The organism is Steroidobacter sp. (genome assembly GCF_016790065.1).
Classification (GTDB): domain Bacteria; phylum Pseudomonadota; class Gammaproteobacteria; order Steroidobacterales; family Steroidobacteraceae; genus Steroidobacter.
This window is the reverse complement of the sequence record NZ_JAEUPY010000546.1, coordinates 1-13698: the sequence shown is the minus strand read 5'-3', so window position 1 is coordinate 13698 and position 13698 is coordinate 1. Positions and strand designations below refer to the sequence as shown.

The 13698-nt window shown below is 60.9% G+C and carries 10 protein-coding genes; 4 read left to right on the top strand and 6 right to left on the bottom strand.

Annotated features, from left to right (window positions below):
- Together pedF and JNL55_RS22620 are read left to right on the top strand one after the other, a co-directional pair.
- A partial coding sequence (gene pedF, locus JNL55_RS22625) for a cytochrome c-550 PedF (RefSeq protein WP_293859319.1) occupies positions 1 to 255 on the top strand: 255 nt, incomplete at its 5' end.
- Positions 256 to 257: 2 nt separating this feature from the next.
- Positions 258 to 1109 carry a substrate-binding periplasmic protein gene (locus JNL55_RS22620; RefSeq protein WP_293859316.1) on the top strand — a complete coding sequence of 284 codons (852 nt, stop codon included), beginning with the start codon at positions 258 to 260 and terminating at the stop codon, positions 1107 to 1109.
- Here JNL55_RS22620 and JNL55_RS22615 read toward each other — a convergent pair.
- The 5 genes from JNL55_RS22615 to JNL55_RS22595 all read right to left on the bottom strand — a co-directional run bounded on the left by JNL55_RS22615 (position 1096) and on the right by JNL55_RS22595 (position 11107).
- Positions 1096 to 2190 (bottom strand): alpha/beta hydrolase-fold protein, encoded by a 1095-nt coding sequence (locus JNL55_RS22615; protein ID WP_293859313.1) that lies wholly within the window; start codon positions 2188 to 2190, stop codon positions 1096 to 1098. The genes JNL55_RS22620 and JNL55_RS22615 overlap by 14 nt on opposite strands.
- 24 nt (positions 2191 to 2214) lie before the next feature.
- A complete protein-coding gene (locus JNL55_RS22610; protein ID WP_293859310.1) occupies positions 2215 to 4650 on the bottom strand; it encodes a M20/M25/M40 family metallo-hydrolase in 2436 nt (811 codons plus the stop codon).
- A gap of 2 nt (positions 4651 to 4652) precedes the next feature.
- Complete coding sequence (locus JNL55_RS22605; RefSeq protein ID WP_293859307.1) at positions 4653 to 6206, bottom strand: alpha/beta hydrolase; 1554 nt, start codon at positions 6204 to 6206, stop codon at positions 4653 to 4655.
- Positions 6207 to 6274: 68 nt separating this feature from the next.
- On the bottom strand, positions 6275 to 7999 hold the full coding sequence (locus JNL55_RS22600) for a serine hydrolase domain-containing protein (protein WP_293859304.1): 1725 nt from the start codon (positions 7997 to 7999) through the stop codon (positions 6275 to 6277).
- Positions 8000 to 8005: 6 nt separating this feature from the next.
- Positions 8006 to 11107 (bottom strand): TonB-dependent receptor, encoded by a 3102-nt coding sequence (locus JNL55_RS22595; RefSeq protein WP_293859302.1) that lies wholly within the window; start codon positions 11105 to 11107, stop codon positions 8006 to 8008.
- Between the two features lie 149 nt (positions 11108 to 11256).
- Between JNL55_RS22595 and JNL55_RS22590 the strand changes: the two genes are divergently transcribed.
- Both JNL55_RS22590 and JNL55_RS22585 read left to right on the top strand, forming a co-directional pair.
- Entirely contained in the window at positions 11257 to 11859 is a 603-nt protein-coding gene (locus JNL55_RS22590) for an RNA polymerase sigma factor (RefSeq protein ID WP_293859299.1), read from the top strand.
- Complete coding sequence (locus JNL55_RS22585; protein ID WP_293859296.1) at positions 11856 to 12869, top strand: FecR family protein; 1014 nt, start codon at positions 11856 to 11858, stop codon at positions 12867 to 12869. The genes JNL55_RS22590 and JNL55_RS22585 overlap by 4 nt, the downstream gene beginning before the upstream one ends.
- Positions 12870 to 12884: 15 nt before the next feature.
- On the opposite strand, the gene JNL55_RS22580 is transcribed toward JNL55_RS22585, so the two are convergent.
- On the bottom strand, positions 12885 to 13698 hold an 814-nt coding region (locus tag JNL55_RS22580), incomplete at its 5' end, for a TonB-dependent siderophore receptor (RefSeq protein ID WP_293859293.1).

Genomic DNA, 13698 nt, shown 5'->3' with positions numbered 1-13698 from the left:
CTGACCGTCGGCGCCTCCGCATACAACCAGAACTGCGCTCGCTGCCATGGCATCGGCGCAGTGTCCGGCGGTATCGCACCCGACCTCCGCCAGCTGCCTGCCGGCAACGACGGCGATGAGTACTTCCAGATGCGCGTGCGGACCGGCTCGATCCGCAACGGCATCACTTACATGCCGCCGTTCGGTGAAATCTTCTCGGAAGAAGCCATCTGGGCGGTGCGCACTTGGTTGGAATCGGTGAGCAAGGAGAGCTGATCATGCTACGGCGCGCCGCTGTTCTATTGTTGGCGGTGTGCTCCGCCTTCGCTCATGCCGAGAACGACACCGATGACACGCTGGCCCGCGCTCGTTCGCGGGCAGCGCTCGACATCGCGGTCTACGACAACTTCCCTCCGTTCTCGTACCGTGCTCGGAACGGTGAGTTGCGTGGGCTAGACGTCGAATTGGCGCGTGCGCTGGCGGCGAAGCTCGGCATTGCAGCTCGGCTGCGGACGGTGACCGCCGATGAAACAGTCAGCGACGATCTTCGTAACAATATTTGGAAAGGACACTACCTGGGTGGCGGAGTCGTGGATGTGATGATGCATGTCCCCACGGATGGTCAGTTCGCGCGCAATGAAGATCAGTCGCTGCTGTTCGGCACGTATCTGCAAGAGTCGATTGCTGTCGTGTCTCGTGCCGGAACTCGTGCGACCAACAAGATCGCGGTGGAAGTCGATTCGATCAGCGACTATCAACTGAGTAGCGGTGACGACGGTAAACGGCAAGCGGCGATTCGCAAAAAGACGCTCGCCGATGCGGTCGCCGCCATGCTGGCCGGCGAAGCCGACGCGGTGATGGGCCCGAAACATGAACTTCAGGGCTTGCTAGCAATGCAAGGCTCACCGGATGTGGTGTTTCACGAACAGCAGCTCGCTGGGCTGCTGCGCGGTGCTTGGAACATCGGGATCGCGGTGAAGACCAACGGCGGCGCTTCGCTTCAGCAGGCGCTGGATCAGGCTCTCGATGAAATGCGCAAGGATGGCTCGCTCGCGACCATCTTTTCATCGAGCCGGATCGCGCTGGAGGAACAGCACGATCCGGTCACGGCGTCGATCAAGGAGCGGTAGCGAGCTGGTACGCCTTGTTCAGCGCTTCCAGCGCTTCATCTTTGCGTCCAGCCGAGTTGAGCGCGGTGCCAAGACTGCCGTAGACACGCACTTCCAACGGGTTCAACTCGACATTGCGCTTGAACACGTCGACGGCCATGTCCGGCTTGCCCTGCTGCAATAAATAGTAGCCGCACCAATCCACCATCCCGAGCGGCAACGGGATGTCGAAGCCATAACGCGCCGACAGCCCGGCGTAATGCTCTTCGATGCCTTTGATGCCGCGCTTGAGAATCACGTCTCTCGGCACCTGCATGCCCGAGAAAATATGTTCCAGGCCGTCGTAGATGGTCCGGTGCGGCGTGCTCATGTGCTCTTCGTTCGGCAGCCGCTCGTAGTGCCATTCGAGCGTCGCCGGTGCGGCACGCTTGAGCACCGCGACGTTCTTCGCCACCGCGTTGGTGAGCTGCTCAGCCTCATTGCCGTCGGTGATGTATAGAAACCGGCGCGGCGGCAGTCGCTTGAGCTTTGCTTCCATGTCCTGGAGCGTCGCGAGATCGTTCCACCACAACGCCGGGCTCACGGCGACGTAAGCGTTGAACGCGTCGGGACGATTGAGCAGCGTATGCAGAGTGAACAGACCGCCCCGAGAATGACCGGTAATGATTCGAAACGGCGCGGTTCGATAGCGACTCTCGATCCACGGCGCCAGTTCTTTGGTCAGGAAAGTCAGGAAGCGCTCGTCCTTCGACGGCGTCAGATCCTTGCCCCGGTCGAGACTGGGAATGCCGACCACGATCATTTCCGGAATGCGTCCGGTGCCGATCAGGAAGTCCACCGCCGCGGCGGTATGGAAAAAGTTGTTCGCGCCATCCAGCACATACAACACTGCCGCCGGCGTTCGGCTCTTGGTTTGCGACGGCGGCGTGTAGATGCGCAGCGGCCGAGTTTCTCCCAACGTCTCCGACCAGATCGAGGTTTGCACACCGATCTGAATCGGCGTCTCGACCACCGCGGCATCGCCTGCCTCGACCAACGGCGCACTGAACAGTGCGACCAGAGCAAGCAGCAATCCTGAGCGATGGTTCTTGTATCGAATCATGAGAAAAATACTCAGCCTCTAATGTTAGCGGCGTTCCTCGAGCAGCGGCTCGGTCACGCCTTGCACACCGACCAATCCCAGCACGGTGAGCAATGCCACTTGTGGACCCAACCACGCTTCACGCGGTTCGAACCACTCGCCCGGCGAATGCAGGTCGCCCGCAACGCCACCACCTGAAAGCATGATCGCCGGAACGCCCAAAGCGATGGCGGCATTGGTGTCGGTGCTGACCGTTGTCAGCTGAGCGCCGGGACGCTCTATCGCTTGGTAAGACTGCCGAGCCGCGCTGACGAGTGAAGAATCCGCACCCGTCGTGCCCGCTGGCCTGTCGCCCGCGAGTTGTTTGTCCACGGAGATTTCCTGACTGTGCCAACGCAAGTTCTCTTCCTGCGCGCCGAGCTCCACAGCCGCGAGCACCTGTTTCTCGAACGCCGTGAGCGCTTCAGCACTGTCGGAACGAATGTCCACTTCCATGATCGCTTGCGAAGCGATGGTGTTGACCGAGGTGCCGCCCGACACGACGCCGACCGTGAACGTGGTTCGCGGCTGCAGCGGCGGTTGCAAGTCAGAGATATGAGTGATGGCGCGGCCCATCGCATGAATCGCGCTGGCCACGCCGAAGTTGCCCGAACTGTGCCCACCGGGACCTTTGAAGGTCACTCGCCAACGACGGCTGCCGGTCGCGCCGACGCCGATTCGTTCACGCCCACCGACACTGGGCTCGACGGTGATGAAGCCATCGATGCCGCTGTTCTGCTTGAGCAGCGCTTTGACGCCGCGCAGATTGCCCAGCCCTTCTTCGCCGACCGTGCCGACGAACATCACGTCACCGACCGTGCGAATGTCTGCCTGTTGCATGGCTCGCAGCACCGACAACACGACGACCAAGCCGCGAGTGTCGTCGGCGAGACCGCGACCGTAGTAACGCTCGCCTTCCTTACGCACCGTCACATCGGTGCCTTCAGGAAACACGGTGTCGAGATGAGCGGACAGCACCAACGTCTTGCCCTGTCCCGAACCTTTGCGAGTGGCGATGACATTGCCTTCCGAATCGACGCTGGTCTTCAAGCCAAGCTTTTCCAGCCGTGCCTGAAAATCGCGGCCGCGAACCTGTTCCTTGAACGACGGCGCCGGAATCTGCGCGATCTCGATCTGCTCACGCAGCGTCGCCTCGTCGCTGCTCTTGATGCCTGCGAGCGCCTTGGTCACGCGTTCGTTGGCGAGCAACGATTTGTAGGCAGCATCGAAGTTGTTGGCGATGGGCGGATTCGCATACTGCTCGGCGAAACGCACCGCCAACGCGCCGAACTCAGCGCTGCTGGCCAGCCGAGCCGCCGACATCGGCGACTTGCCAGCATGCATGGTGCCCACGTTCATGGTGACGGCGACCACAGCGTCGCCTTTCTCAGCCCAATAGAATCCGCCGGTGAAGCCCAGCACGCTGCCGGTATGGCCGATGCCGACACCTGCGTCGGTGGTCGTACGAAACAAGCCGTGGCCGACTTCAGAGTTCTTGTTGATCGGCGTCCACTCAGTCAGGAACTTCAGGCTGGCGGGCGAAACGATGCGGGCATCGCGAATCGCCAACGCCAGCCGAGCGATATCCGAAGGCGTGGACACCATGCCGCCGGCAGTCCATTCGACGGACAGGTTGGAGCCGGTGGCGTCGATCAGATCCGGGCGTACGCGCTTGAAGCCTTTGGCAATGCCGGCACTCTTCTCGAAAGTCTCGGTGCCCCAGTGATAGCGATGCGGCAGCCGGCCGACATCGAAGCTTTCGAAACCTTCCAGGAACGTGTCGTGTAAGCCCAGCGGTTCGAGCACACGCTTACGGATTTCGGCCTCGGCCGTATTGCCCGTGACCTTTTCGATGATCAGGCCGAGCAAGGTGTAGTTGGTGTTGGAGTAGTTGTGCTTCTCACCCGGCTCGTTGAGCGCCTTGTGCTCCGGACCACGAATGTATTCGAGCGGTTCGGTCTTGCCCCAAATGTGCGAGGGCTTGAGCTTGCTGCCGCGGCCTTCGCGGATCCAACGCGGGTCGTCTTCCCAACTGATGACGCCACCGGTGTGGCCCAACAGCTGCGCGAGCGTGGCACGGTCGGTGTTAGCGATTCCTCGGGTCACATCGCTGCCGAGATAATCGACAGCCGTGCGGTTCAGATCGAGCTGCCCTTCCTGCGACAGTTGCATGATCACCGTGGTCACGAACACCTTGGTGATGCTGCCCACGCCCATCAAGTTCGCCGTGGTCATCGGCGTCTTCGCCTTGATGTCCGCATAACCTGCGGCCCCGGTCCAGATCACGCCGTCGCGAGTAGCGATGGCGGCGGAAACGCCGGGCGCGCCTTTGGCGATCGCGCCCTCCAGTGCTGCCTGCAATTGCTGAGGCGTAACGGGGTCAGCCGGCGCGACGCCGACGAATCCCAACCAAACGAGCAGGCAGCAAACCAGTCTTTTCATTGTCAAAGCCGTTCGTACAAAGCAGCGGACTGCGGTGCTTCGAACTGTAACGGCATGCTGACCTCGGTGGGAAATGTCTTGAGCAGGGCCGCCGCGTCCGGCGAACCCGGGGTATCCAGATCGATAAAGGCCGCGATCTTTTCGCTAAGCGCCGGCTGAAACTCCTGGAGTTCATAGCCAACGATATGGGTGCCGGTGCGCACCGTGACCACCGCACCGCTCTGCAGGTGCTTGCCCAAGTCCAACGCGTTATCCAACGGCGTGCTCCAGTCCATATCGCCCTGGACCAACAAGGTCGGCACGGCAATGGGATAGAAGTTGCGGAAGCTGTCGTCGACTTCCTTGGTGGGCGTCACCGCGGCCCAGCTGCGGTAGAACGAATTCGGATCGCCGATGATGCCAACGGCCGGTTCCTTCTTCAGCCTGGCATCGCGTGCGTCGGTGATGCCGAGGCTATGGTCGATCAGCGGCAGATTCACATTGCCATTAAAAGGAAACAGGCCTTGCAGCTTGCGGGCAGCCACGTAGCGATAGTCGCCGTTGAACACCTCGGTGACGAACTTCGGCCACATGGCCGGTGCATCGCGCAGCGCCTTACCCCGCCATGGGCTGAACAACAGCGCCCGGAAGTCATCGGCACGCACGGTCACGGTGACGTTCTTGCCGGTCGCTGGATCCTTCACTTCGACCGTCGCCGGCGTCTTTTCCAAGCGCGCCAGAATCGTTTTGACCGCGGCGATCAGTCCACCCTTGGGCAGCTGAGCAGCGATGGGGGATTTCTCAGCGCTCGCAGCGATGCGCTCCAGCACACCAAACAGGGCTTGCGGCGAGTCATAGCCGTAGTCGATCGGCTCAACGCCGCTGAACATGGCCCGACTCACGTTCTCCGGATGCACCCGTATATACGAAAGGCCCCACTGCGAGCCGAAGCTGACGCCGCTGATGATGACCTTGCCGTAGCCCAGTGCGGTACGAAGCTCCTCGAGATCCGCGACCATGTTGAAGATGTCGTAACCGGCCAGGTCGACGCCACCGGCGGACAGTGTCTTGAAAGTCTGCTCGATGGATTGTTTCCAACGCTCGGTGATTTGCTCGCGCGTCTCATCGTTGCCCGGCACCGGTGCCGGGCGCGGCGCTTCAAAGCCACCGGCGTTGCCGAGCGCCCAGAAGTTGCCGCGTTGATTCAGGACGACCACGTCTCGATGCGCTGTGTTTCGATACAACGTCTCTCGTATCCAGGAATGTGGGTAATGTTTCTTAGCGAAGTCCCGTCGGTCCAACAGGTCGCCGGGACCACCGGGCAGCACAAAGAGAGGCTCCCGCCCCGTCTCGCCTCGCGAACGGAAGCGCAAATAGTTCACCAGGATGTCGCGGCTGCCCGGCTTGCTGCGATTCTCTTTGACGACGATGAAGCCTTCGTCGGCCAGCAGCGGGCCTTGTTCGGTGGGCAGTTGAATCGGCGTGGAGAAGATCTTGTTGGGCGAGTCGGCGTGACCTACCTGCAGAGCCGAGGCCAGAGCCAGAATCAGAACCGCTGCCGTTCGACGCATCTTCATCGAGTTGCCCTTTGCAAAGTCATGCTCAAAAAGAACGGCGCCCCCAGAGGCGAGGCGCCGAGAGACTGTTAGAAACTCGCCTGCGCTCGCAGCTCAGCTTTCGCTTGGCGCTCCATGGCCACATTGCGAATCCGACCGGCGTGAATTCGTGCGCCGGTGACGCGACCGGCAGCGTTGCGCTCAATCAGCATGACGCTCTCGCCTGCTTCAGGCAGCGAGAGTTCAAAGCGATCTTTCTCGCGCGGAGTGACGACAATTGGCTGCGTCGTCCACAACGACTTCAGCACCAGTTGCCCCTCTTCTAAGGCCAACGTGTAAGTGACATCGAGCTCGGGAATCCGATAGTCACCCAGAACATCGCGCAAAGACTCAGGCTTCGGCGCGGCGACCGGCTTGGCGCGCTGATAGCTCAGCCGCGTGACATCACGGATCGACACTCGCTCGATGCCCGCAACCTTGCCGCCGGCGTCGCGAAGAATTCGATAGTGCTCACGATAGTGCGGGCCATAGCCAAAGGTACCGTCGCTCCAGAACTCAGTCGGCAGCAGTTCGCCGCCAGTGCGAATGTTCAGCCGACCGTCCTTCGACACCAGCTCCAGCAGCGGCAAACGGTCGTTGCGATAACTTCCGCTCAGCTCAGCAACTAAGGTCGCAGGCGTGGCCACCGCGGTGGGCCAGCCATCATCGGCCGGGCCGTTGCCGATATAAACTTCAGTGATCCGATCGAGCAGCGAGCGCAGATTGAAAGACAGGTTGGTGCCGAGAAAGAAGCCGAAGTCCTGGCCCGGCACATAGCCGACGTACGACAGGAAGCCTGCGTCCTTGCCGCTGTGAGTGACGGTCTCATGACCGCCGACAACGAAGCGTCGCAAACCAAACGCGTAGTTGGTCACCGAACCGTCGTTCAACTTCCCGAGCGTCGACACCTGCTCGATCAATGCCGCATCGCCGACCTTCGGCTGCGCGAAGTTCCCGACCCACTTGACCATGTCCTCGGCCGTGGTCAGCAAGCTGGTCGCGCCGACGTTGTTGTAGTTGAGCAGCACGCGCGTCCAGCGATCGCCGTTACGTTCATAAGAGTTCGCACGGTTCGGCACGAGTTCGGTGACGTCGTCGTAGAAGAACGTGCTGGTCATTCCCAGCGGCTGGAAAATGTTCTCCGTGGTGTACTGGCGTAGAGTGCGGCCGGAGACAGCCTTCACGATCTCAGCCAACAACGTGTAGTTGGTGTTGCTGTACAGCTGCTCCGAACCAGGTTCGAAATTCCAGCCAGCCTGTCGCTCGACCACATTCAGAATCTGTTGCTGATCGATCACGCCAGCCATGGAATGACCACCGAGCACCATCAACGCCCATTGATCTCGCAGACCGCTCGTATGCAGCACCAGTTGGCGCACCGTGACCTTGCGATCAAGGTTGGTGAGTCGCGGCAAGTACTTCCGAATATCGGCGTCGAGATCGATCTTCCCCTGACTGGCCAGCAGCGCGATGGCAAACGCGGTGAACTGCTTGGAGACGCTGGCCACATGAAACTTGGTCTGCGGCGTGTTGGCACGACCTTGCTCGAGATCCGCCTGACCGAAGCCGCGCGAGTAAACCATCTTGCCGTGGTGATAAATACCAAGCACGCCACCCGGACTGCCGGGACGCTCGTATTCCTTCAACAACGCGTCGACTTGGCGAGCGCGCGCGTCATCGCCAACGCTATCGGCCCGAACCGGCGCTAACGCCGCGAATCCAACGAGCGCAGCCAGGCAAACCGTTCTGCGAACGGCGAGTGAAGTTAGCCACATGGAGTCTTAGAACCTCTTGCCCAACGACGCCCACACACTTCGCAGGCGCGAATCGCCGAACGGACTGGAATAAAGATAAGCAGGGAAATACACATCCAGCGGCGGCCGCTGATCGAACAGATTCTTGACCCCGAACTGCAGCGTCACATCGCTCAGAAAGCCGCTGGTCGAGTCGAAACGATAGCTGCCGGAAAGGTCGTGATAAACCTGGCTCGACACTTCGCGGCCGCCTTGAGCACGCACATAGATGTCGGTGCCGACGCTGTACTGCGGATAGGAATCGAAATAAGCCGCCGCCCAGCCCGCCGACCAAGGGCCGCGATACCAGATCAACGAAGCGTTACTACGAAACTTCAGCGGCGCGCCGTAAGCCACTTGATTGACGATCTCTTGCAGCGGCGAGCCCAACGAGTTTTGAATTTTGTAACTCTCGATACGCGTGGCCTGCGCGGACAGCACAAACGAGCCGTACTGTTGTGTCCGCCAGCGATACGACGCGGTGAAATCGAAACCTTCGGTCTCCGACTCGTTGGCGTTGACCAGACTGTAATCGACCAGCGTGATGGCGCCGACACCATACGGATCGCCGGGCACGGCTGCACCACGCTGCACGCGGCCGGCGAACTGAGATTCGTTGTCGATGATCTGTTGCGGTGTGGGCGTCAGGATCACATTGGTCTGCTCGATCCGATACCACTCCAGATTGAAGCGCGCGCCCTTCAGAAACTCCGGCTCGAAGATGACGCCGAAATTCCAGCTGGTGGATTCCTGCGGCTCCAAATCGGGATTGCCGCCACGGATTCGATTGACCGTGACGGCTGTGAAACCTCGTTGCGGATCGATCACTGTGATAGGCACAGGATCCTGCGTGCCCTCGATGATCTGCGAGTACGCCGGCGGTAGGAAAGCGGTGGCATAGCTGGCACGAAACGTCACGCTGTCGATGGGTTTGTAACGCAGCCCGAGCGTGGGATTGGTCGACGTGTACTCGACGTTATTGCGCGTCACCTGAGCCCAATCGATCCGATAGTCGGCGCCGGTATCTTGAAAACCGGTGCCGGTATCGACGTTGTAACGTTCGGTGCGCACCGCGATTTGCAGATCCAGCGCACGAATGCCCGGCACGCCGTTGGCGGCAGACAGCAACGGAAACAGCGTTTCCAAATAAACACTATCGGTGGTCTGCGACTGACTCAGATAATTGACGTAGCGCGTGAAGCTGCTGCTGGGAAAGCTGGGCGACACGCGGTAGAAATAACCATTGTCCAAGCCCTCCTTGCGATGTCCCAGACCGATAGCCAGCGTCGGCGCGCCCGCCCACCATCTCGGCAGCGGGCCGGCGAGACGAATCGCAAAATCATCCAGACTGGACGGCGCCGTGTAACCAAACGGCGCGTAGTACGGCGACAGATCGAGCGGCGAGTTCAATGTATCGACGAACGGATTCACGGTGCCCGCATTGAGCGCGCTTTGTAGTGAGTTGACATCGAACGTGGTGCTGCCGTAGTTCGCGCGACTCGAACTCCAGGTGTAGTCAGCCTCACCGCGCCAATCGTTCGGCAAATCCATCACGGCACCGATGACTGCGCGCCGGGTGATGCTGCTGGCTTGGTAAGGCAGCGAGATGTCAGTGGGAATGCTCACCGTCACCGCTTGTTGAAATGGATTGGTCGGCGCGGCGCTGGGAATCCGATAATTGTCGGCGACTGGGTTGATTTGCGCGAACGTGCTGTTGCTGGCGTAGAAGAACTCGGCGAACGCTTCCAGGTTCTCGGTCATCTGCCGCCGCGCCACGACGCCGAACGATTTCACCGTAGCTTCTGCGCCGAGCTGCCCGCGCAATGACGAGACATTCGCGAGTCTTCCAGTGATGTCGGGCCGTGTGTAGTTGACGCTACCGGCATTGCCCACGAGCGCAGCGGGATCGGATGCAGCAGTGAAACCGCTCGGGATGTATGTCATCGCCGAATTCAGCGGCGTGCCATCGCGCAATGTGAGCAACCCGCCATTGGTCGCCACGATGTTGGGCGTGGTACCGAAGCTGTACGGCAGCGTCGTCGATGAAATCAGCGCCGGATAGTTGCTACGGATGGCGTTCAAACCGCGCGAGGCCAGTTCCGGCCGGTCGGCGATGTGCATCGAGTCCGACTCGGAGTAGTAGCCGTTCAACATCACATGCGTCTTGCCGTCTTCGAAGGCCATGCCATAGGCACCGTCGACGGAACGTCGCGAAGCAGACCCGTCCGTGGGGGTGTCATAGGCGAGCCTCAGATCGCCGCCTTGATAGTCGTGCTTGAGCACGACGTTGACCACACCGGCAAGCGCCGCCCCGCCGTAGATTGCTGAAGCCGACGTCGGCAGCGTTTCGATGCGATCGATGGCCGACAACGGAATGCCGTTGATGTCCGGCTGACTGGTCGCACCGAAATACACCGGCCCAGCGCTGCGCCGGCCGTTGATCAGAATCAGCGTCTGGTTAGCACCCAAGCCGCGCAGATTGATGGAGCTGGTGTTGCCGAGATAATTATTCGCCTGCGCGCCGTTGGTTTGCGCAGTGGCGTTCATCGTCAGATTTTGTTTCAGAAAATCTTCGACGTTGACCGCGCCGGAGCGCTCGATCTTTTCGCTGGTCAGGATCTGGTAAGGCTGCACATCGTCGGTGGTGCGCACGATGTCCATGTTCTGGTCGGTGAACGGCCGCCGACTCTGCACCACCACCTCGGTGACCTCCTCGCCCAACTCCTCGGTCGAGGTGGTCTGCGTGGGCGCGATCCGCACCGTGCGGTCGTTGATGAACTCGTAGCTCAGCCCGGTATTTTCCAACAGCCGTCGCAAGGCTTCGGTCGGCGACAGCTGGCCGGCGACGGCAATGGCAATGGTCTCGTGTAACTCGCTGTCCAGATTCCGCTGCAACACCTGCAAGCCGGACTGGCGCGACCACTCGGCCAGCGCCTCGCTGAGCGGCTGGCGGGGAATATCGAAGCTCATGGGCGTGGCCGCGACGCTCTGCCCCGGATCGTCAGCCAGCGCGGCACCCACATAGCCCAGGCCGCCGAGGCACCCGGCCAGGGCGATCAGAACCGCAGCCAGACAGGCTCGATGCTTCAACACCTCTCTCCCCAAGCTCGTTATGTAAGGCCCTACCGCTGCCGGCCGAGCCCTTCCTATGCCTACTGAAGAGCGCCACACCGGTCATTTCGTGGATTCGCGTAACTTTCCCATCTATGAATCGACCCCTGGGGCCCTCTTTAATAACGATGGCCCCCATTCCCGAGCGTTCCGGCGTACCGATGAAGGCGACCCGACTCCAGGCTAACGCGACTACCTCGCCGCTGTCCGCAGCAGCGATCAGCCGCTATGCCCAGACCCTGCACCGGTACCTGACCAAGCGCGTACGCAGTCGCGAGGATATCGCCGACCTGACGCAGGAAATCTTCGAGCTGTTCCTGCGCCGTAAGGACCAGACCGAAACGGTGCGTAACCCGCTCGCTTACCTGTTCCGGATCGCGTTTCATGTGGTCGGCCATTCGTTGTCCGACGCGCAACGCAATCCCGTGACCTTCGACTCCAGCCTGGCCGCCGCCGACAACGAGCCCCAGGAAGGCCATTCCTCCGATCAGGATGCGGAACAATTGGCGGTCCAGAACGACGTACTTGCCGCACTCAATAAACTGCCGGCGCAATATCTGACCGCGCTGATGCTGGTCGAAGGCGAAGGCATGTCGTACAAGGAGGCCGCCAAAGCCAGCGGCTTCACTCCCAGCACCATCGCCACGTACGTCATGCACGGACGAGCGGCATTGAAGCTCGCCCTCGACGGCCAACGCGCCGGGCAGAAGAGCAAGGACTCGCAACGATGACACTACAACAGCAGATCGACCGGCTGGTCGCCCACCAGGCCGCCGAGTGGTACGAGACCCTGCGCCTCGGCAACGAACGCCAGCACCCTGAATTCATTCGCTGGGTGAGCGAGTCGCCGCGCCATATGGAAGCGTTTCTGGCCATCGCCAGTGAAGCCTCGGCCATGCGCACTATTTTCGCGGGCAAGGCCTTCGACCTGGGCGACTTGCTGAAACAAGTGTCGCCCGACACTCTGCCGTTGCCGGCTACCCACGCCACGCCGTCGTTGGCGGCGCACGTTCAGCACAAGCGCTGGCAATGGCCGACGGCGATTGCCGCCTGCTTGGTCGCGACCGTCACCGCGTTGTGGTTCGGATTGAACTCCGGCCAAGACATCGAGACCGCCATCGGCGAACAACGTGTCGTGCCGCTCGCGGATGGCTCTGTACTGAATCTCAACGCACTGTCTCGCGTCGAGGTGCGGTTGAGCAAACATGCGCGCGACATCGAACTTACGCACGGCGAAGTGTTGTTCAAAGTCGCCGCCGATAAAGCTCGGCCGTTCCGCGTGCACACGCCAAACGCGGTGGTGCAGGCTGTCGGGACTCAGTTCAATGTTTATGTGAGACCCGACGGCAATGCGACGGTCTCGGTGGTGGAAGGCAAAGTGCAGATCCTGCCGTCGACTGGCACCACCGGCACGCACGAGATCTGGACCGCCGGCCAGGAAGCGCAGATCGCCAAGGCCGGCACCGTCGAACGTAACGAAGGCGCCAACATCAACGACGCCGTGGCCTGGCAGCGACGCAAGCTCATTTTCAAACGCACCTCGCTCGAAAACATCGCCGCGGAGTTCAATCGTTATAACAAAGCAATGCGATTGCGCGTGGATCAGGTGCCGCCGGGCACGTTCATTTTCTCCGGCGCTTTCGATGCGGACGATCCGGGCTCGCTGGCGGATTTACTAGCTCGCGAGCCGGACCTTACGGTGCAGCGGACCGAACACGAGATCGTGATTCGGCGCCGCTGACCGCTCTCGCCTCGCTCAGTAGCTGTAGTTCAAGCTCAACGACCACGCACGACGGTTGCCGTAGTACGCATAGCTGTTGGCATTGAACACTGCCGACACGTACGTCTTGTCCAGCACGTTGGTGCCGTTCAATGCGACGCGCCACTTGCCGTAGTTGTACGAAGCCATCAAGTCGACCAGCGTGCTGGCGTCGGATTCGACAGTGTTGGTGGCGTCGAGGCTCTCACCCACATAACGCACGCCGCCACCGAAGCCCAGGCCCGTCAGCGGACCGGCGTCGAATTCGTAGTGCGCCCACACCGAGCCGTACCACTCCGGCACACCGAACGGCGTGCGGCCTTGGTCGCCGTTGTTGCTCTTGGTGATCTCCACGTCGTTGTACGCCGCCGAGGCCACCAGATCGATGTTACCGATGCTGTAGTTGGTTTCGAACTCCACACCCTTGGACTGAATCTCACCGCTCTGCACCGTGTTGAGCGGATTGTTCGGATCGGCGGTCTGGATGTTCTGACGACGCAAGTCGAACGCCGCCAACGTGAACGACACTGCCTTGCCCACCGGCTGATACTTCAAACCCACTTCGGTCTGTTCGCCGGTTTCCGGATCGAAGGTGTTGCCGTACAGATCGGTGCCGAATAACGGTGTGAAGCTGGTGGCGTAGCTCACGTACGGCGAGAAGCCGTTGTCGGTCAGGTACACGAAGCCGACGCGGCCAGTGAACTCATTCTGATCGATCTTGACCCGATTGGATTCGCGCTCCACCTGATCGTAACGACCGCCCAACAACACCACGTAGCGATCGGCAATCTTCAAATGCTCCTGCGCGTAC